The following is a 17,931-nucleotide window of genomic DNA, read 5'->3' as shown; positions in this document are numbered from 1 at the left end:
ATGAAGGTTTGGCCTGTCAAACATAGCGCATTACTGCGTCAGCCGGAACGTTTTATCTCCCGGGAAGAACTGAAAACGTTAATTCAGACGGTGACAACCAATCTGGTGAACATCAAGGACGAGACTGGTCAATTTCTGCTGCGCCTGGACGACGGACGCGTGATAGACACCAAAGGCTGGGCAGGGTGGGAATGGACGCACGGCGTTGGGCTGTACGGGATGTATCAGTACTACCAGCAGACCGGTGACGAGACCATGCGCGATATTATCGACAACTGGTTCGCCGACCGTTTTGCCGAAGGGACCACCACCAAAAACGTCAACACGATGGCGCCGTTCCTGACTCTGGCGTATCGCTATGAGGAGACGCGTAACCCGGCTTATCTGCCGTGGCTCGACGCCTGGGCGGAATGGGCGATGTATGAGATGCCGCGCACCGATCATGGCGGCATGCAGCACATCACGCTGGCGGAAGAGAACCATCAGCAGATGTGGGATGACACGCTGATGATGACGGTGCTGCCGCTGGCGAAAATTGGACAGTTGCTTAACCGCCCTGAATATGTGGAAGAGGCGACCTATCAGTTTCTGCTGCACGTACAGAATCTGATGGACCGGGAGACCGGCCTGTGGTTCCACGGCTGGAATTACGACGGACATCATAACTTTGCCAACGCCCGCTGGGCACGCGGCAATAGCTGGCTAACCATTGTTATCCCGGACTTCCTCGAACTGGTGAACCTGCCGGAAAACAACGCCGTACGCCGCTATCTGGTGCAGGTGCTGAATGCGCAGATTGCCGCGCTTGCGAACTGTCAGGATGAGAGCGGACTGTGGCATACGCTGCTTGACGACCCGCATTCCTACCTGGAAGCTTCCGCCACCGCAGGGTTCGCTTACGGGATTTTAAAAGCCGTGCGTAAACGGTTTGTCAGTGCGGAATATGCCGACGTGGCGGAAAAAGCGATTCGCGGAATTGTGCGGAACATTTCACCGCAAGGGGAACTGCTACAAACCTCTTTCGGTACGGGAATGGGGCACGATCTCGACTTCTATCGGGCGATACCGCTGACGTCCATGCCCTACGGCCAGGCAATGGCGATGCTGTGTCTGACGGAGTATTTACGCAAGTACTTCTGACCTTTCCTCCGGAACGCGTCGTCCTCCGGGGCGGTGTGACGGGGAGCCCGGATAAGGCAGTCGCCGCATCCGGGCACTTCACCACGCTAAAGTCTACAGGCGTGCCTCTTCATCCAGGGAAATAATCTGTATACCCGCATTGCGATACTCTGTTGCCTCATCGGGCAAGCGATCAATCACGAGGGTATTGATACGATCTGCTGAGGTAAATTGAGCCAGTGACGTGTTCTTCAGTTTGCTGTAGTCGCAAACGATAATCACCTGGCTTGCATGCTCAACCATGCCCCGTTTTGTTTCTGCCAGCATAATGTCAGCCACACAGGCACCCTGTTTGAGCGAGAGCGAATTGGTCCCCATAAACGCTTTATCGACGTTCAGCGTATCGAGAATGGATCGTCCGTTTATCGCCACCACACAGTGGTATCCTTTCTTCACGATCCCGCCCAGCAGGATGGTCTGAATTGAGGGACTGGATTCCAGTTCGCGAGCGATCTGATAATCATTGGTCACCACGGTCACGTTCTGCCGATCGCGGATATTACGCGCGATGTGTAGGGTCGTTGTGCCTGTATCCAGCACAATAATATCGCCATCTTCAACCAGCGCCGCCGCGCGCTGGCCAATCCGTTCCTTAGCGCTCAGGTTGACAATTTCGCGGGTGTCAGAAGCCTGTTCAAAACTCGCCCGCGTACGGAGAACGGCGCCGCCATGCGTTCGGGTAAGCAACCCTTCATCTTCCAACTGACGGAGATCGGCTCGAATGGTTGCGCCGGATACATTAAAGAGATCGCACATTTCAGAAACAGTGACTTTGCGTTTTTCCCTGAGAATACTGAGCAACTTCTCCTGTCTTTCTTCTGCAAACATTCTTCCTCTCTTATTTACGGCGCGTTCCGCACGATAGCGCGCTGGCTTATCTTCAGTCTGGTCCTGCGCTCAGGACATCCAGCCTGTCATATAAGGCGGTGGACTGCTGGTAGAGCGTATCAAAAAGCTCAGTGCAGGCCTGGTAATAATCCCGCAGACGGGGATCTGGCGAAATCAGTTTGTCGAACTGAACCGTCTGTCGCACACCGCTGGCAAAATCAGCGTACAGCCCCACGCCAACCCCTGCGATAATACCGCATCCGGTGACGCCATTCTCCTGATTACGCGTAGATAATATCGGGAGATTATATGCCGCCGCTTTGATTTCAAGCCATAGCGGGCTGCGTGCGCCACCGCCGGAAGCGATCATCTGTTCAGGGTATTGCCCGCACGCCTGCAACTGGCGAAGATTGCGCCAGGAAGCAAAAGCCACACCTTCCAGTACCGCACGGAATAAATGACCGCGGCGATGCTTTCGTTGCAAACCGAAGAACTGCGCGCGCGAGTTATTTTTTTCAGCCAGTCGCTCTCCCGTCAGATAGGGAAGAAATAGCAGCCCTTCAGCGCCCGCCTGTACCGTCGCCGCTTCCTGTAAAAGCTGCGGGTGCGTAATCTGATTGTCGGCAAGCGCCAGCCGCGCCCAGCGGACGGCATCACCGCCAGCATCCAGAATAGTGAATCCGCCCCAGGCAGCGTTAGCCAGATGAAGATTATTAACGAGGGGATGCTGTAACGGGTGCTTTGCGACGACCGTGAGTAACGTCGATGTTCCCGTAGAGTCAGACGCCATTCCCGGCTCATAGACCCCAGAACCCAGCAGGGACGCTGCCATATCAGATGTTCCTGCAACCACCGGGATCCCGCATGGGAGGTCGGTCAGACGGGATGCTTCGGGCGTCACGTATCCAATGATATCGCTGGATAACTTCAGCGTCGGCAATTGCTCAACGCGTAAGCCAAACAGAGCGCAGGCCTGTGAAGACCATCGACGGGTCTCGCTGTCCATCAGAAAATAACAGGATGCTTCACTATAATCGGTCGCCAGCGCGCCGGTTAACATGAAATTGATGTAATCCTTCGGCATAAGAATGGTGGCGATTTTCGACCAGCTTTCCGGCTTATGCTCACGCCACCAGGCTAATTTGAACGCGGGCCAGGCCGCCGCGGGCGGGTTATTTAAATGCGACAGCCATTTTTCCCGCCCTTCACGCACAGCAAAGGCGTCAACCTGCGGTTGGCTACGCTTGTCATTCCACAATAGCGCCCTGTCTTCTACCAGCTCGCCATGATTATCCAGCAGCACGGTTCCATGCATCTGCCCGCAAACGCCGATGACCGCTATCTGCGAAGCCGTTTCAGGATAACGGTAGAGAACCTCGCGTACGCATTCGCAGGCGGCCTGCCACCATAAAGAAGGGGACTGTTCTGACCAGCCCGCCTGTGGCGTCGTCTGCTCATACTCTCTTTGAGCAAAGCCGACCATTGTGCCATCGACATGCAGAATCGCTGCGCGAGTACTGCCAGTGCCAACATCGATCGTGAGTATTTTATCTTTCATCACTGACTCCGGTGACGTTTCAGGCGGGCCATCAGGCCCGCAGCCCTTCGGTTTAATCGGCGTTCAACTCAGGAAAACGTTCAGGATATTGCTCCAGTTCAGCCAGCACTTTTGTGACCGCGCCATGGCTCATGCCGAAACGGCGAACGCCCAGTTGGTAGAGCGCGCGGACCGTTTCCAGGTCACGAATGCCCCCGGCGCCTTTGATGTCGATACGGCCGTTAAGCTGATCGGCGATAATGCTGACTTTTTCCACCGTTGCGCCAGTCGGGGCCCAACCGGTAGAGGTTTTAACCCATTTCATCCCGACTTCTACGGCAATATCACAAACGCGGCGAATCTGTTCTTCGTTCAAATAGTGCGTTTCGAGAATCACTTTTGCCGGTACTGGCGCTGCGGCTTCCACCACGCGGCGTAAATCGTCGCGCACATAGTCATAATCCCCGGATAACACTTTGCCAATGTTCACCACCATATCCACTTCACGAGCACCATCGGCAATAAGCTGCCTCACTTCCTGAACCTTGGTATCAGTGGCATGCCCGCCACCGGGAAAGCCGACTGGCCCGCCAATCATCACCTCTCCAGTCCCTTGCTGAGGTAGCAACGTGCTGAGAAAGCGTGTCCAGCAAGGCAGTACATGCACGGAAATGATGTTGTACCGGGTTGCCAGTTCGGCGGAGGCACGGACATCAGCTTCGGTACTGGTCGCCTGTACTGCGCTCAGATCGATTAAACGTGCAAAACGACGGGTTGTTTCATTCATGGTTATATCCTGCCCTTTGTTTTTAATTGGTTTCATTTGACGCTGTTTTAACGCTTAAATCCATTTAAAAACGCATCAAATGAAAATAACGTGATCAATTTAGCATTTTTTTATTTTCATTTGTTTTTAATTAGCAGGGCGGGGATGAGAAAAGAGGCATGAAGGGGGATGGGTCGGATAGATCGTCTGGCGCACCTCTGCTTAAAAAAACCGGCATAACGTCGGCAGTCAAATCGTCTGAGTACTCGTCATGTTGTGACGACTAATACATGCATTGTTGAAACGCTGCTGTGTGCGGCGGGGGCTGCTTTTGCCCGGAAATCACCTGGTTGCTGTAATGAAGAGGCCTTATGCGTCACGACATTTCACCTATCGCAGATGCGGATAGAGAACATGGGACTGACGGGACGAGTGGGCTTTTGGGATTCCCGGGCCGACAGACGACATGCCGACGCAATGGACGATCGCGTAGACCTGTATGGCGAACATGAACATCTTTTCCGTGCCGCTTCTGATGATGAAATGACATGAACCCTACAATATGAAAACCATTACGAGGATAGCTCAATGAGTACGCTAATTACGGATAAGGTCGATAAAGCGGTGGTCCAGAACGAAAAACTGGATACCAGCGCTTATTTATCGCATACCCCATGGCTACAGTTTTTACTGGTTTGCTGCTTGTTTGCGCTATGGGGGATGGCGGGCAACCTGAATGATATTTTGATTGCCCAGTTTAAAAAGGGGTTCGATCTGACGGATACCCAGACCGCGCTGGTACAGTCGATTTTTTTCCTGGGCTACTTTTTTGTCGCGCTACCTGCGGCGGCGCTGATTAAGCGCTATTCGTATAAAGTGGCGATTATCATTGGATTATGCCTGTATGCCCTGGGGTGCTTCCTTTTTGTTCCCGCCGCTCAGATAATGACCTATGGCGCGTTCCTCGCCTGCCTGGGGGTAATTGCCTGTGGACTCTCCTTCCTGGAAACCTCGGCGAATACCTACTCAAGTTTGCTGGGGCCCATTCAATCTTCCACACAGCGCATTAATTTCTCGCAGATCTTTAATTCGCTGGGCGTCATTTCCGGCGTGCTTATCGGCCAGGTGATGGTCTTTGGTGAAAACGACCCCAGCCATGAAGCGTTGCAGGCAATGCCGACCGCGGTTGCGGATGCGGCTCGCCATCAGATGGTGAGTCAGGTGGTCGGGCCCTATCTGATTATTGGTTCGGTGCTGGTTGTGCTGGCTCTGGTTTTTGTGTTTATTAAATTCCCGTCGTGTAAAGGCGCACAATCTCAGCAACAGGTTTCTGCGGAAAAGATGGGGCCCACCGTGAAGCGCTTGTTTGCAATGCCGCGTTTTCGTCTCGGCGTACTGTCGCAGTTCCTTTATGTCGGAGCGCAGGTTGGCGTATGGAGTTTCACGATTCGTTTCGTTCAGCTTGTACAGCAGGGAACGAGCGAACACTCAGCGACCTACTGGTTGCTTGCCTCACTGGTGATTTACGCCATTGGCAAAACGGTTGCCACCTGGCTGATGAATCGCCTGAATCCGGCGTTATTGCTCGGCAGCTTCGCCTTAGCGGCAACCGGGCTTTTGTTGATCGCGGTGTTTAACAGTTCAATGCTTGCCGTGTACGCGCTTATCCTCGTGAGTTTCTGCATGGCACCATGCTGGCCGACGAACTTTGGCCTGGTCATCAAAGGCATGGGGAAAGATACCCAAACCGCAGGCTCGATAGTGGTGATGTCAATTATCGGCGGCGCAGTGATTCCGCTGGTGATGGGCATTATCTCTGATATGAACGGCGGCAATATGCAAATCGCCTTTATCGCCCCGTTATTGTGCTTTGTTTACGTCGCTTTCTACGGTTTCTGGTGTGTGCGTAAGGGGGTATGACATGCGCGAGTTGATCAAGACGATTGCCCATGTTGGCTATCAGGTCAGTAATTTAACGCGGTCGCTGGCCTTCTACGAACCTCTGGGTTTTAAGCGCCAGCAGCGGTTTAGTAAAACGTCGCCGCAGGGAAATATTGACGTGGCATTCATTGAAATGGGTGGGGCGGTTCTTGAACTGTATCAGCTTCCCGAAGGGACACCTTTTGACGTCCCTCGCTGCGGTATCGATCATCTTGCGCTGGAAGTCAGCGACCTTGATGCCGTTCAGCGGAAACTGGCAATGCTTGGCTATCCGTTGGATGAAGGGCCGATTGAAGAAGATAACGTGCGTTTCTTGCTGATTCGCGGTCCCGATGGTGAACGGCTGGAGTTTGATGTGTTTGTCCGTTAGCGGCAGTAGGGTAGGTGGGCATCAAAAAACCCGGCGGTTGCCGGGTTTTTGCTATCATTTACATCCGCTCTACGGTTTCGATGCCTAATGTATCCAGACCGAGCTTCAATGTTTTCGCCGTCAGCAGCGCCAGTTTCAGGCGGCTGTTACGGATCTCGTCGTTTTCTGCGCTCAGGATTGGGCAGTGCTCGTAGAAACCTGAGAACAGACCGGCGACGTCATACAGATACGCACACATTACGTGCGGTGTCCCTTCACGCGCGACAACGGTCAGCGTCTCTTCAAACTGCAACAGACGGGCCGCCAGCTGCGCTTCGCGATCCTCACTGAGCTGCACTTTCGCGTTCGCCAGATCATTTTCATCCAGACCAGACTTACGGAATACCGACAGCACGCGGGTGTAGGCGTACTGCATGTATGGCGCGGTGTTACCCTCAAACGCCAGCATGTTGTCCCAGTCGAAAATGTAGTCGGTGGTGCGGTTTTTCGACAGATCGGCATATTTGACCGCGCCAATACCGACGGCGTTGGCCAGTTTTTCCAGCTCGTCTGCCGACATATCCGGGTTCTTTTCACTCACCAGACGGCGCGCACGTTCCAGCGCTTCGTCCAACAGGTCAGCCAGTTTCACTGTGCCGCCCGCACGGGTTTTGAACGGTTTGCCGTCTTTGCCCAGCATCATGCCAAACATGTGGTGTTCCAGCGGCACGGAATCCGGGACATAACCGGCTTTACGCACGATGGTCCACGCCTGCATCAGGTGCTGGTGCTGACGGGAGTCGATGTAATAGAGCACACGATCGGCATGCAGCGTCTCATAACGGTACTTGGCGCAGGCAATATCGGTGGTGGTGTACAGATAACCGCCATCTTTCTTCTGAATGATGACGCCCATCGGTTCGCCTTCCTTGTTTTTATACTCATCAAGGAATACCACGGTTGCGCCTTCGCTCTCGACAGCCAGACCTTTAGCCTTCAGATCGGCCACGATCCCCGGCAGCATCGGGTTGTACAGACTTTCGCCCATAACGTCGTCGCGGGTCAGGGTCACGTTCAGACGGTCATAGGTGATCTGGTTCTGGGACATGGTGATGTCGACCAGCTTGCGCCACATTTGCAGGAAGTACTCGTCGCCACCCTGCAGTTTTACCACGTAGCTACGTGCGCGCTCGGCGAAGGCTTCGTCTTCGTCGTAGTGTTTTTTGGCTTCACGGTAGAAACCTTCGAGATCGGCCAGCGCCATTTCACCGGCGTTTTCCTGCTGCTGTTTTTCCAGATAAGCGATCAGCATACCGAACTGGGTGCCCCAGTCGCCGACGTGGTTGGCGCGAATAACGTGGTGGCCGAGGAACTCAAGGGTACGCACGGCGGCATCACCGATAATGGTGGAACGCAGATGGCCGACGTGCATCTCTTTCGCCACGTTCGGCGCGGAGTAATCTATCACTACCGTCTGCTTTGCTGGTTTAGCCACGCCAAGACGATCGGAGGTCAGCGCCTGTTCCACGTGTTTTGCCAGGAACGCCGGATCGAGGAAAATGTTGATAAAGCCAGGGCCCGCGATTTCAACTTTGCTGGCGATACCGTTCAGATCCAGATGAGTCAGCACCTGCTCAGCCAGTTGTCGCGGAGCCATACCCAGTTTTTTAGCAACTGCCATCATGCCGTTGGCCTGATAGTCGCCGAACTGTACTTTTGCTGACTGACGAACCTGCGGTTCGCAATCTGCAGGCGCGCCTGCAGCAATCATGGCCTGACTGACTTTTTCTGAGAGAAGAGCCTGAATATTCACCGGAATACCTTACGTTGATGAAGCGGGATGTTATTTACCGCACCAGTTTAAGAATTAAGGGCGGGAGTATACTGCAAATGCCCCCCTGCGTCAGCACTGCACAGCCGCAAGCGTGCGCAGAAAATAAGCGTTAAAGGAGTGCATAAGCATGCATACCGCAAAACCCGTAATCTACGGTTGGTTGCGAGAGGCCAACAGAGTAAATTAGCGGCTTTGTACACCGATAAGAGCTCTTATTATGGCGAACTGGCAGACCATTGACGAACTGCATGATATTTCCGCAGATTTACCGCGATTCACTCAGGCGTTCACAGAACTTTCCACTCGCCTCGGTCTGGATGTTTCACCGCTTGAGGCCGATCACATTTCTTTGCGCTGTCATCAGGATGCCACTGCCGAACGCTGGCGTCGCGGATTTGAACAGTGTGGTGAGCTGTTGTCGGAAAATACCATCAACGGCAGACCGATTTGCCTGTTTAAACTGCATGAGCCGGTGTGCGTCGCGCACTGGCGTTTTTGTGTGGTGGAACTGCCGTGGCCCGGAGAAAAGCGGTATCCTCATGAAGGGTGGGAACATATTGAAATCGTCCTGCCGGGCGATCCTGAAACCCTGAACGCGCGCGCGCTGGCGCTGCTTTCGGATGACGGGCTGAGCCAGCCGGGCATTTTTGTGAAAACCAGTTCACCGAAAGGGGAACATGAACGTCTGTCGAACCCGACGCTGGCGGTCACTGACGGGAAGGTGACCGTCAAGTTCCACCCGTGGTCGATTGAGGCGATTGTCGCTAGCGAACAGCAACAGGAGTGAATATGGCATTGTTGGAAATCTGTTGTTACAGCATGGAGTGCGCGCTCACGGCGCAGCAAAACGGTGCGGACCGCATTGAACTGTGCGCCGCGCCAAAGGAGGGGGGCTTAACGCCGTCACTGGGCGTGTTACGCTCGGTCCGTCAGGCGGTGACGATTCCTGTACATCCGATCATCCGTCCACGCGGTGGGGATTTTTGTTATACCGACGGCGAGTTCGCTGCGATGCTGGATGATGTACGGACCGTGCGTGAGCTGGGTTTTCCTGGACTGGTGACGGGGATTCTTGACCCTGATGGTCATGTCGATATGCCGCGTATGCAGCAGATTATGGCTGCAGCGGGTCCACTGGCCGTGACCTTCCATCGCGCCTTTGACATGTGTGCTAATCCGTTAAATGCACTGAAGAATCTCGCAGAATTGGGGATCGCCAGAGTGCTGACGTCGGGGCAAAAATCTGATGCAGTGCAAGGTTTAGCAAATATTTTGGAACTTATTGCTCAACCCGGTGCTCCAATCATTATGGCCGGAGCGGGGGTTCGCGCAGAAAATCTGTCGCGTTTCCTGGATGTCGGGGTACGGGAAGTACATAGCTCCGCCGGAACCTTGATGGCTTCGCCGATGCGTTATCGCAATCAGGGTCTGTCAATGTCGACAGATAAGCAAGCGGATGAATATTCCCGCTATGCGGTAGACGGCAAGTCGGTTGCTGAAATGAAAGGAATCATGGTTCGCCATCAGGCCAAATGATTTTACCGTTGCATCATGTCGCCCAATATGATGCTTGCTCGTACCAGGCCCCTGCCCATTCAACAGGGGCCTTTTTTTATCTTTCTCCTGCATATTTAGGCCTGCAACTGTGTTGGCTTTCCGCGCTCACCCCGGTCACTTACTTATGTAAGCTCCCAGGGATTCGCTGTGTCGCCGCCTTGTTGCAAACCGAACTATTTTGGAGAAAGAACCTTATTCCATCAGAAACCGTAGGCCGGATAAGCGAAGCGCCTCCGGCAAAACGCCGGATGCGGCTAACGCCTTATCCGGCCTACGACCCACAACATCACGGTTTACGTGCAATCAATACCGCGCGTAACGGGGCAGGGTAACCTTCAACGGTTTTGCTGTGATCGTTCGGGTCGAGGAAGTCGGCCAGCGATTCGGTAACCATCCACTCGGTACGACGCTGCTCTTCGGTTGAGGTGATGCAAACATCTGCGATGCGAACATCGACAAAGCCGCATTTCTCCAGCCAGTTTTTAAGCGCCAGTGCGGAAGGGATGAAATAGACGTTACGCATCTGCGCGTAGCGGTCGCCCGGCACCAGTACGGTGTTTTCGTCGCCTTCCACTACCAGGGTTTCAAGCACCAGTTCACCGTCTTTCACCAACTGATCTTTCAACTGCCAGAGGTGCTCCAGCGGTGAGCGGCGATGGTAAAGCACCCCCATCGAAAAGACGGTATCAAACGCATTCAACGCTGGCAGTTGTTCTATGCCCAGCGGCAGCAGATGCGCACGCTGATCGTTACCCAACAGTTTACGCACCGCTTCAAACTGGCACAGGAACAGTTGTGTTGGGTCAATGCCGACGGCCAGATGTGCCCCCGCGCCAATCATGCGCCACATGTGGTAGCCGCTACCGCAACCGACATCCAGAATTGTACGCCCGGTCAGGTCTGACAAATGTGGCAGCACGCGATCCCATTTCCAGTCGGAGCGCCATTCGGTATCAATGTTCACGCCATACAGCGAGTACGGCCCTTTACGCCACGGCATCAGATTTCGCATCAGGGTATCGATACGCTTGAGTTGCCCTGGGCTTAGCGGCTCTTCACTTTCCGCCGTCACGCTGTGCAATAAATCCAGACGGTACGGCGTCAGTTCCGGCAGAAATTCCACCGCGTTTGACCACTGCTTGAAGAGACCATGCTGATCGCGCTGCCAGGTGGCTATCTGCGCGGGAAGTGTTTCCAGCCAGTGGGCAAGATGATTTTTGGCAATCAGCTGATAGAAGTTACCAAAGTCGATCATGCGCTCGCCCCAGCTTTTAGCGCCACCAGGGAGCCAAAGTTAAAGCACTGGAACCACAGTTCGCTGTGCTCAAAACCGGCCTGGCGCAGGCGCGCCTTGTGGGTTTCGACCGAATCGGTCAGCATCACATTTTCCAGCATGCTGCGCTTCTGGCTGATCTCCAGTTCGCTGTAGCCGTTTGCCCGCTTGAAGTCGTGATGCATGTTGAACAGCAGTTCACCGACTTTTGCATCTTCAAAACTGAATTTTTCCGACAGTACCAACGCACCGCCCGGATTCAGCCCCTGATAAATCTTATCCAACAACGCCTGGCGCTCCGGTGGCTCAAGGAATTGCAGGGTAAAATTCAGTACCACCATTGAGGCGTTCTCGAGGGTAATCGTGCGGATGTCGCCTTCCACGACCTCGACGGGTGTCGGCGCCTTGTAAGCATCGATATGACGGCGGCAGCGTTCGATCATCGCCGGGGAGTTATCAACGGCGATAATTTTGCAGTTTTCATGATGAATATTGCGACGCACAGAGAGCGTCGCTGCACCCAGCGAACAGCCCAGGTCGTAAACCTGCGTATCCGGCTGCACAAAGCGCTCGGCAAGCATACCAATCATCGAGATAATATTGGAATAGCCGGGGACAGAACGTTGGATCATATCCGGGAAGACTTCGGCTACCCGTTCATCGAAAGTCCAGTCGCCCAGGCTGGCGATTGGCGCAGAAAAAAGCGTGTCGCGGTGAGACATAACGTAAAAATCCGGGAAAAATAAAGTGGCGTATTGTGCGCTAATGCAGGGAGAAAACCAACTCCCACGGCATATACCAAAGGTTCGCCAACACCATCAGCAGCAACGCGCACCAGGTGGCGCTCATGCCTGAGCGACGCCAGCGGAACAGACGGTGGTGGAAACCGTAATAATGCATCAGCCGACCCACGAGCAGAATAATGCCGCAAATGTGCACCATCCAGGTTTCTGCGCCGTTCATTTCCATAAACAGCAACAGCACTAACGCGACGGGAATGTATTCCACCGCATTACCATGAATGCGGATGGCGGTCTGGAGTTCACTGAAGCCGCCGTCGCCATAGGCAACGCGGTATTGCATCCGCAGGCGGACAACGTCAAAAGAAAACTTCATCAACAACAACGCACCCAAAACGGCATACAGCGCGCTTACCATACAAACTCCCTTTAAAATGGCTGATGGCACTGTCTATGATAGGTGGCAATTTCAGAAAAGAGAAGATTGCTGTGGAATGGACGGAGCAGTTCCGATGTCCGGTAAGGCGGTACGTAAGTCCTGCCACAAAGTGTCGACCAGTTCTGGAGCCTGCGCGATATCCGGAGTATGTAAAAAAAGATACGGCGTGGTGGTTTGCTCCCAGAGCGGTAATTTTTTTAGCCATGCGGCAAAAAATTCCCGGTTTTGCCGCATGTCATCGCTGCCGATAAAGCGCACCAGCGGATGGTTCGCGGTGACGACGGCATGCACCGGCAGCTTCGGTTTCTTGCGTTGGGCATCGCGGATGGCTTCATTATGCGCAAGGGCCGCGTGTACCGGACGACTGTCGAGGATCACCCGATTGACTCCGCGCTGATGCAGCCCGCTATTGAGCTGCTGTTCCGCGTCGCTTTTGGCGAAAAACTCTGGGTGGCGCACCTCGACGCCGTAGGTAAACGTCTGCGGCAAGGCATCGAGAAAATGCCAGAGGGCAGGGAGATCGCGTGGACCAAAGCTGGCGGGCAATTGCAGCCAGTACTGACCAATGCGGGTTTCCAGCGGTGACATCCGGGTCAGAAATTCGTGGAGCAAATCATCGCAGTTGCGCAACGCTGCCTGATGAGAAATGGTCGCCGGAAATTTAAAACAAAAACGGAACGCATCGGTCGTTTGCGCGTGCCAGCGTGCCACGATCTCCGCTTTTGGCAGCGCGTACAGCGTGGTGTTGCCCTCCACACAGTTAAAGTGGTGGGCATACTCTTCAAGACCCGTAATGCCAAGACGCACCCACTTCGGGTGCGACCATTGCGGCAGGCCAATGTAGATCATAAGGCGTTGACGATCTCTTCTGCACGGCGCACGCGCGCAATGCGAGGGAAGATGTGGGTCAGGCTGTTCTGATGCTGTTCGGCGCTGGCGGCACTGCAGGCGTCTTCGGCAATCACCAGGCTAAAGCCCAGCTCCCAGGCGTTACGCGCGGTGGACTCGACGCCGATGTTGGTCGAAATCCCGCACAGCACGATGGTGTCGATACCGCGACGGCGTAACTGAAGCTCCAGGTCTGTGCCATAGAATGCGCCCCACTGGCGTTTGGTGACTTCCAGATCGCTGTCGGCCTTGCCCAGCGCCTTTGGATACGTCCACCAGTTTTCCGGTAGCGCTTTAGCCGGGGCCTGTGCGTCAACGGGCTGTTTGAGCGCTTCGGCGTAATCGTCAGACCAGCCCACGCGGACCATCACCACCGGAGAGCCTTTAGCTCGAAATGTCTGCGCCAGTCGCGCGGCGCGCGCCACCACGTCATTGGCTGAATGAGGGCCGCCGGCGAAGGGCAGGATCCCTTCCTGCAGGTCAATAATGACCAGGGCTGTCGTTTTAGCGTTCAGTTGTAACATGGTAACTCCCGTCAAAATCAAGATTCCGTTACACCTTAATCGCGATTGCGTGTGTAAGGAGCGACAATTTTTGTTATTTTTTGTGAGAATTCGCAAGGCCCGTCCAGGAAACAGGCGTACAGTCAGTACCGGACTTATCGTGCGGCAGAATTTCCAGTATAATAGCCGCCTTTTTCATTCAGTTGTGACATACAGTTAAAGCTGCGACATCGTGGCCTGCAAGACAGGCGACAATCCGCCTGCGGCTAATTAAGGGATATCTCATGCGTACAGAATATTGCGGACAGCTCCGTTTGTCCCACGTGGGGCAGCAGGTGACTCTGTGTGGTTGGGTCAACCGTCGTCGTGATCTTGGTAGCCTGATCTTCATCGACATGCGCGATCGCGAAGGTATCGTGCAGGTGTTTTTCGATCCGGATCGTGCGGACGCGTTAAAGCTGGCCTCTGAACTGCGTAATGAGTTCTGCATCCAGGTGACGGGCACCGTGCGTGCACGTGACGAGAAAAACGTCAATGGCGAGATGGCAACGGGCGAAATCGAAGTGCTGGCCTCTTCGCTGACGATCATCAACCGTGCTGAATCACTGCCGCTTGACTCCAACCACGTAAACACCGAAGAAGCGCGTCTGAAGTACCGCTATCTGGATCTGCGTCGCCCGGAAATGGCTCAACGCCTGAAAACCCGTGCGAAGATCACAAGCCTGGTGCGCCGCTTTATGGACGATCACGGTTTCCTCGACATCGAAACTCCGATGCTGACCAAAGCCACGCCGGAAGGTGCGCGTGACTATCTGGTTCCTTCGCGTGTGCACAAAGGTAAATTCTACGCGCTGCCGCAGTCTCCGCAGCTGTTCAAACAGCTGCTGATGATGTCCGGTTTTGACCGCTACTATCAGATAGTCAAATGTTTCCGCGACGAAGACCTGCGTGCTGACCGTCAGCCGGAATTTACCCAGATCGATGTGGAAACGTCCTTCATGACTGCCGAACAGGTGCGTGAAGTGATGGAAGCGCTGGTGCGCAGCGTGTGGAATGATGTGAAAGGCGTGGAACTGGGTGATTTCCCGATCATGACCTTTGCTGAAGCCGAACGCCGTTATGGTTCCGATAAACCAGACCTGCGTAACCCGATGGAACTGGTGGATGTTGCCGACCTGCTGAAAGCCGTCGAATTCGCGGTCTTCTCCGGTCCGGCAAACGATCCGAAAGGACGCGTTGCTGCGCTGCGCGTACCGGGCGGTGCCGCTCTGAGTCGTAAGCAGATCGACGACTACGGTAACTTCATTAAGATCTACGGTGCGAAAGGTCTGGCTTACATTAAAGTCACCGAGCGCGCGAAAGGTCTGGAAGGGATCACCAGCCCTGTTGCCAAGTTCCTGAACGCTGAAATCGTGGAAGCCATTCTGGATCGTACCGCGGCGCAAGACGGCGATATGATTTTCTTCGGCGCGGACAACAAGAAAGTGGTTGCCGACTCTATGGGCGCGCTGCGCCTCAAACTGGGCAAAGACCTGGGCCTGACTGACGAAACGAAATGGGCACCGCTGTGGGTCATCGACTTCCCGATGTTTGAAGACGACGGCGAAGGCGGTCTGACCGCAATGCACCACCCGTTCACCTCACCCAAAGACATGACCGCGAGCGAACTGAAAGCGGCACCGGAAGACGCGGTGGCGAACGCCTACGATATGGTCATCAACGGCTATGAAGTGGGCGGCGGTTCCGTGCGTATTCACAGTGGTGAAATGCAGCAGACCGTGTTTGGCATTCTGGGCATCAATGAACAGGAACAGCGTGAGAAGTTTGGCTTCCTGTTAGACGCGCTGAAATACGGTACGCCGCCGCACGCAGGTCTGGCATTCGGTCTTGACCGTTTGACCATGCTGCTGACCGGCACCGATAATATTCGTGACGTTATTGCGTTCCCGAAAACCACCGCTGCGGCCTGTCTGATGACTGAAGCACCGAGCTTTGCGAACCAGACGGCTCTGACTGAGTTGGGTATCGACGTGGTTAAAAAGGAAGAGAAAAACTGATATGGCAGATATACACGAAATCATTCGCGCTGCATCGCGGCGGCAACTGAGTGAATTCCCATGAGCATAGATAACTATGTGAATGGGATGAACGAAGGCAGCCAACAAAGAGGCGGCGTGAAGGATAAAGTGTATAAGTGTCCTGTTTCTGTCCTGGTCGTGATCTTTGCCCAAGAGACGAAACGGGTGCTGATGTTGCAGCGACGCGACGATCCTGAATTCTGGCAGTCGGTGACCGGCAGTGTGGAAGAGGGGGAGACCGCGTCGCAGGCCGCTTTGCGCGAAGTAAAGGAAGAGGTCGCCATTGACGTTGCGTCTGAGCAACTGACCTTAATTGACTGTCAGCGCACGGTGGAGTTTGAAATTTTTTCACATTTACGTCATCGCTATGCTCCGGGCGTGGTGCGCAATACAGAATCCTGGTTCTGCCTTGCGCTGCCGCACGAGCGTCAGATCGTTTTTAGCGAACATCTGGCCTACCAGTGGCTCGATGCGCCCGCTGCCGCGGCACTCACCAAGTCATGGAGCAACCGGCAGGCGATTGAAGAATTTGTAATTAACCTTAAATAGTTTTCCCTGGAATTTCAGTTCTCAGGAAGGCGGCAAGACCGGGAGTCACCCTAAGCTTACTTGAGTCAGTGATGGGGGCGAGCGGGTGCAGCCAACGCACCTGAGGGCTGAAAGGCAACGGGAAATGGAGAACTTTTATGGCAGGTCATAGTAAATGGGCCAACACCAGACATCGTAAAGCGGCGCAAGATGCCAAGCGCGGCAAAATCTTCACCAAGATCATTCGTGAGCTGGTGACGGCAGCAAAACTGGGCGGCGGCGATCCGGACGCGAACCCGCGTCTGCGTGCGGCAGTCGACAAAGCGCTGGCTAACAACATGACCCGTGACACTCTGAACCGTGCAATCGCACGCGGCGTGGGCGGTGATGATGATGCGAACATGGAAACCATCATCTATGAAGGCTACGGCCCTGGCGGCACGGCGGTCATGATTGAATGCCTGTCTGACAACCGTAACCGTACCGTTGCCGAAGTGCGCCACGCCTTCAGCAAAACCGGCGGTAACCTGGGGACGGATGGTTCTGTTTCTTACCTGTTCAGCAAAAAGGGCGTGATCTCCTTCGAAAAAGGGGATGAAGACGCGATCATGGAAGCGGCACTGGAAGCGGGTGCGGAAGACGTTGTGACCTTTGATGATGGGGCAATTGACGTCTACACGGCATGGGAAGAAATGGGTAAAGTGCGTGACGCTTTAGAAGCGGCTGGGCTGAAAGCCGACAGCGCTGAAGTCTCTATGATCCCATCAACTAAAGCAGACATGGATGCGGAAACCGCACCGAAACTGATGCGTCTGATCGACATGCTGGAAGACTGTGATGACGTGCAGGAAGTTTACCATAACGGTGAGATCTCTGATGAGGTTGCCGCTACATTAGAATGATGTGGCTTAACCCCGTTACCACCGGAGGCGCGTGATGTCCATCATTCTCGGTATTGATCCGGGCTCCCGCATTACCGGTTACGGCGTGATTCGTCAGACAGGCAGACAACTGACGTATCTCGGCAGCGGCTGCATTCGTACCAAAGTCGACGATCTTCCGTCGCGCCTTAAGCTGATTTATGCCGGCGTGACGGAAATCATCACCCAGTTTCAGCCCGACTACTTTGCCATCGAGCAGGTGTTTATGGCGAAGAACGCCGATTCTGCGCTTAAGCTGGGGCAGGCTCGCGGGGTGGCGATTGTGGCGGCGGTCAACCAGGAACTGCCGGTATTTGAGTACGCGGCACGTCAGGTGAAGCAGACGGTAGTCGGTATTGGTAGTGCAGAGAAAAGTCAGGTGCAGCACATGGTGCGAACCTTGCTGAAACTGCCAGCGAATCCACAGGCGGATGCGGCAGATGCGCTGGCCATCGCCATTACCCACTGCCACGTCAGTCAGAATGCGATGCAAGTGAGTGAATCCAGGCTTAATCTGGCGCGAGGTCGCTTGCGATAATAACAAATGAGGCTGGATATTTATCCAGCCTTT

19 protein-coding genes are annotated in these 17,931 nt (G+C 54.4%); 10 read left to right on the top strand and 9 right to left on the bottom strand.

Annotated elements, in window-relative coordinates; all coding sequences use genetic code 11:
- Window positions 1–1,140: a beta-galactosidase BglB gene (bglB, locus tag QQZ17_RS16545; protein WP_152404078.1), complete on the top strand. Its 1,140-nt coding sequence runs from the start codon at window positions 1–3 to the stop codon at window positions 1,138–1,140.
- Window positions 1,141–1,233: 93 nt separating this feature from the next.
- Here the strand turns inward: bglB and QQZ17_RS16540 are convergent, their stop codons facing one another.
- Genes QQZ17_RS16540 through deoC form a run of 3 tightly spaced genes read right to left on the bottom strand, consistent with a single transcriptional unit; the run spans window position 1,234 to window position 4,367 of the window.
- Complete coding sequence (locus QQZ17_RS16540) at window positions 1,234–2,007, bottom strand: DeoR/GlpR family DNA-binding transcription regulator (RefSeq protein WP_152404080.1); 774 nt, start codon at window positions 2,005–2,007, stop codon at window positions 1,234–1,236.
- A 52-nt stretch (window positions 2,008–2,059) separates the two neighbouring features.
- Window positions 2,060–3,565 carry a xylulokinase gene (locus QQZ17_RS16535; protein ID WP_152404081.1) on the bottom strand — a complete coding sequence of 502 codons (1,506 nt, stop codon included), beginning with the start codon at window positions 3,563–3,565 and terminating at the stop codon, window positions 2,060–2,062.
- A gap of 52 nt (window positions 3,566–3,617) precedes the next feature.
- Window positions 3,618–4,367 carry a deoxyribose-phosphate aldolase gene (deoC, locus tag QQZ17_RS16530; protein WP_152404083.1) on the bottom strand — a complete coding sequence of 250 codons (750 nt, stop codon included), beginning with the start codon at window positions 4,365–4,367 and terminating at the stop codon, window positions 3,618–3,620.
- A 357-nt stretch (window positions 4,368–4,724) separates the two neighbouring features.
- Here deoC and QQZ17_RS16525 point away from each other — a divergent pair, with 357 nt between their 5' ends.
- The 3 genes from QQZ17_RS16525 to QQZ17_RS16515 are packed head-to-tail and all read left to right on the top strand — an operon-like array spanning window position 4,725 to window position 6,621.
- Complete coding sequence (locus QQZ17_RS16525) at window positions 4,725–4,862, top strand: hypothetical protein (protein WP_187696642.1); 138 nt, start codon at window positions 4,725–4,727, stop codon at window positions 4,860–4,862.
- A 36-nt stretch (window positions 4,863–4,898) separates the two neighbouring features.
- The gene (gene fucP / locus QQZ17_RS16520) at window positions 4,899–6,230 is read left to right on the top strand and encodes an L-fucose:H+ symporter permease (protein ID WP_152404085.1); all 1,332 of its coding nucleotides are present in this window, start codon (window positions 4,899–4,901) and stop codon (window positions 6,228–6,230) included.
- Between the two features lies 1 nt (window position 6,231).
- Window positions 6,232–6,621 (top strand): VOC family protein, encoded by a 390-nt coding sequence (locus tag QQZ17_RS16515; RefSeq protein WP_152404087.1) that lies wholly within the window; start codon window positions 6,232–6,234, stop codon window positions 6,619–6,621.
- 58 nt (window positions 6,622–6,679) lie between these two features.
- On the opposite strand, the gene argS is transcribed toward QQZ17_RS16515, so the two are convergent.
- On the bottom strand, window positions 6,680–8,413 hold the full coding sequence (gene argS / locus QQZ17_RS16510) for an arginine--tRNA ligase (RefSeq protein WP_152404089.1): 1,734 nt from the start codon (window positions 8,411–8,413) through the stop codon (window positions 6,680–6,682).
- 238 nt (window positions 8,414–8,651) lie between these two features.
- On the opposite strand from argS, the gene QQZ17_RS16505 reads away from it, so the two are divergent.
- Both QQZ17_RS16505 and cutC read left to right on the top strand, forming a co-directional pair.
- On the top strand, window positions 8,652–9,221 hold the full coding sequence (locus QQZ17_RS16505) for a VOC family protein (protein WP_152404092.1): 570 nt from the start codon (window positions 8,652–8,654) through the stop codon (window positions 9,219–9,221).
- Between the two features lie 2 nt (window positions 9,222–9,223).
- Window positions 9,224–9,970, top strand: coding sequence for a copper homeostasis protein CutC (gene cutC, locus QQZ17_RS16500; protein ID WP_152404095.1), 747 nt, complete (start codon window positions 9,224–9,226; stop codon window positions 9,968–9,970).
- 307 nt (window positions 9,971–10,277) lie between these two features.
- On the opposite strand, the gene cmoB is transcribed toward cutC, so the two are convergent.
- The 5 genes from cmoB to QQZ17_RS16475 are packed head-to-tail and all read right to left on the bottom strand — an operon-like array spanning window position 10,278 to window position 13,855.
- Window positions 10,278–11,246 (bottom strand): tRNA 5-methoxyuridine(34)/uridine 5-oxyacetic acid(34) synthase CmoB, encoded by a 969-nt coding sequence (gene cmoB, locus QQZ17_RS16495; RefSeq protein ID WP_152404097.1) that lies wholly within the window; start codon window positions 11,244–11,246, stop codon window positions 10,278–10,280.
- Entirely contained in the window at window positions 11,243–11,986 is a 744-nt protein-coding gene (gene cmoA / locus QQZ17_RS16490; RefSeq protein WP_152404099.1) for a carboxy-S-adenosyl-L-methionine synthase CmoA, read from the bottom strand. The genes cmoB and cmoA overlap by 4 nt, the downstream gene beginning before the upstream one ends.
- Window positions 11,987–12,026: 40 nt before the next feature.
- Window positions 12,027–12,422, bottom strand: coding sequence for an MAPEG family protein (locus tag QQZ17_RS16485; RefSeq protein WP_042318401.1), 396 nt, complete (start codon window positions 12,420–12,422; stop codon window positions 12,027–12,029).
- Window positions 12,423–12,473: 51 nt separating this feature from the next.
- On the bottom strand, window positions 12,474–13,292 hold the full coding sequence (locus QQZ17_RS16480) for a DUF72 domain-containing protein (protein ID WP_152404101.1): 819 nt from the start codon (window positions 13,290–13,292) through the stop codon (window positions 12,474–12,476).
- The gene (locus QQZ17_RS16475; protein WP_152404103.1) at window positions 13,289–13,855 is read right to left on the bottom strand and encodes a hydrolase; all 567 of its coding nucleotides are present in this window, start codon (window positions 13,853–13,855) and stop codon (window positions 13,289–13,291) included. The genes QQZ17_RS16480 and QQZ17_RS16475 overlap by 4 nt, the downstream gene beginning before the upstream one ends.
- 263 nt (window positions 13,856–14,118) lie before the next feature.
- Here QQZ17_RS16475 and aspS point away from each other — a divergent pair, with 263 nt between their 5' ends.
- The 4 genes from aspS (at window position 14,119) to ruvC (ending at window position 17,898) form a co-directional block, all read left to right on the top strand.
- A complete protein-coding gene (aspS, locus tag QQZ17_RS16470; protein WP_152404105.1) occupies window positions 14,119–15,891 on the top strand; it encodes an aspartate--tRNA ligase in 1,773 nt (590 codons plus the stop codon).
- Window positions 15,892–16,008: 117 nt separating this feature from the next.
- Window positions 16,009–16,461, top strand: a complete 453-nt coding sequence (gene nudB / locus QQZ17_RS16465; protein ID WP_152406307.1) for a dihydroneopterin triphosphate diphosphatase — start codon at window positions 16,009–16,011, stop codon at window positions 16,459–16,461.
- Between the two features lie 137 nt (window positions 16,462–16,598).
- On the top strand, window positions 16,599–17,342 hold the full coding sequence (locus QQZ17_RS16460; RefSeq protein WP_152404107.1) for a YebC/PmpR family DNA-binding transcriptional regulator: 744 nt from the start codon (window positions 16,599–16,601) through the stop codon (window positions 17,340–17,342).
- Between the two features lie 34 nt (window positions 17,343–17,376).
- Window positions 17,377–17,898, top strand: coding sequence for a crossover junction endodeoxyribonuclease RuvC (gene ruvC / locus QQZ17_RS16455; protein ID WP_152404109.1), 522 nt, complete (start codon window positions 17,377–17,379; stop codon window positions 17,896–17,898).
- Window positions 17,899–17,931: the final 33 nt, after the last annotated feature.

Origin of the sequence: Citrobacter sp. T1.2D-1 (assembly GCF_950098555.1) — a bacterium.
In the GTDB taxonomy this organism is placed as follows: domain Bacteria; phylum Pseudomonadota; class Gammaproteobacteria; order Enterobacterales; family Enterobacteriaceae; genus Citrobacter_A; species Citrobacter_A telavivensis.
Note: the sequence above shows the minus strand (reverse complement) of the source record. Positions and strands in the feature narration are given on the sequence as shown.

What these genes read in the sequence shown, in the direction of transcription:
- bglB (WP_152404078.1), top strand. Translation starts at nt 1, where the DNA reads ATGAAGGTTTGGCCTGTCAAACATAGCGCATTACTGCGTCAGCCGGAA.
- QQZ17_RS16540 (WP_152404080.1), bottom strand. Translation starts at nt 2,007, where the DNA reads ATGTTTGCAGAAGAAAGACAGGAGAAGTTGCTCAGTATTCTCAGGGAA.
- QQZ17_RS16535 (WP_152404081.1), bottom strand. Translation starts at nt 3,565, where the DNA reads ATGAAAGATAAAATACTCACGATCGATGTTGGCACTGGCAGTACTCGC.
- deoC (WP_152404083.1), bottom strand. Translation starts at nt 4,367, where the DNA reads ATGAAACCAATTAAAAACAAAGGGCAGGATATAACCATGAATGAAACA.
- QQZ17_RS16525 (WP_187696642.1), top strand. Translation starts at nt 4,725, where the DNA reads ATGGGACTGACGGGACGAGTGGGCTTTTGGGATTCCCGGGCCGACAGA.
- fucP (WP_152404085.1), top strand. Translation starts at nt 4,899, where the DNA reads ATGAGTACGCTAATTACGGATAAGGTCGATAAAGCGGTGGTCCAGAAC.
- QQZ17_RS16515 (WP_152404087.1), top strand. Translation starts at nt 6,232, where the DNA reads ATGCGCGAGTTGATCAAGACGATTGCCCATGTTGGCTATCAGGTCAGT.
- QQZ17_RS16505 (WP_152404092.1), top strand. Translation starts at nt 8,652, where the DNA reads ATGGCGAACTGGCAGACCATTGACGAACTGCATGATATTTCCGCAGAT.
- cutC (WP_152404095.1), top strand. Translation starts at nt 9,224, where the DNA reads ATGGCATTGTTGGAAATCTGTTGTTACAGCATGGAGTGCGCGCTCACG.
- cmoB (WP_152404097.1), bottom strand. Translation starts at nt 11,246, where the DNA reads ATGATCGACTTTGGTAACTTCTATCAGCTGATTGCCAAAAATCATCTT.
- cmoA (WP_152404099.1), bottom strand. Translation starts at nt 11,986, where the DNA reads ATGTCTCACCGCGACACGCTTTTTTCTGCGCCAATCGCCAGCCTGGGC.
- QQZ17_RS16485 (WP_042318401.1), bottom strand. Translation starts at nt 12,422, where the DNA reads ATGGTAAGCGCGCTGTATGCCGTTTTGGGTGCGTTGTTGTTGATGAAG.
- QQZ17_RS16480 (WP_152404101.1), bottom strand. Translation starts at nt 13,292, where the DNA reads ATGATCTACATTGGCCTGCCGCAATGGTCGCACCCGAAGTGGGTGCGT.
- QQZ17_RS16475 (WP_152404103.1), bottom strand. Translation starts at nt 13,855, where the DNA reads ATGTTACAACTGAACGCTAAAACGACAGCCCTGGTCATTATTGACCTG.
- aspS (WP_152404105.1), top strand. Translation starts at nt 14,119, where the DNA reads ATGCGTACAGAATATTGCGGACAGCTCCGTTTGTCCCACGTGGGGCAG.
- QQZ17_RS16460 (WP_152404107.1), top strand. Translation starts at nt 16,599, where the DNA reads ATGGCAGGTCATAGTAAATGGGCCAACACCAGACATCGTAAAGCGGCG.
- ruvC (WP_152404109.1), top strand. Translation starts at nt 17,377, where the DNA reads ATGTCCATCATTCTCGGTATTGATCCGGGCTCCCGCATTACCGGTTAC.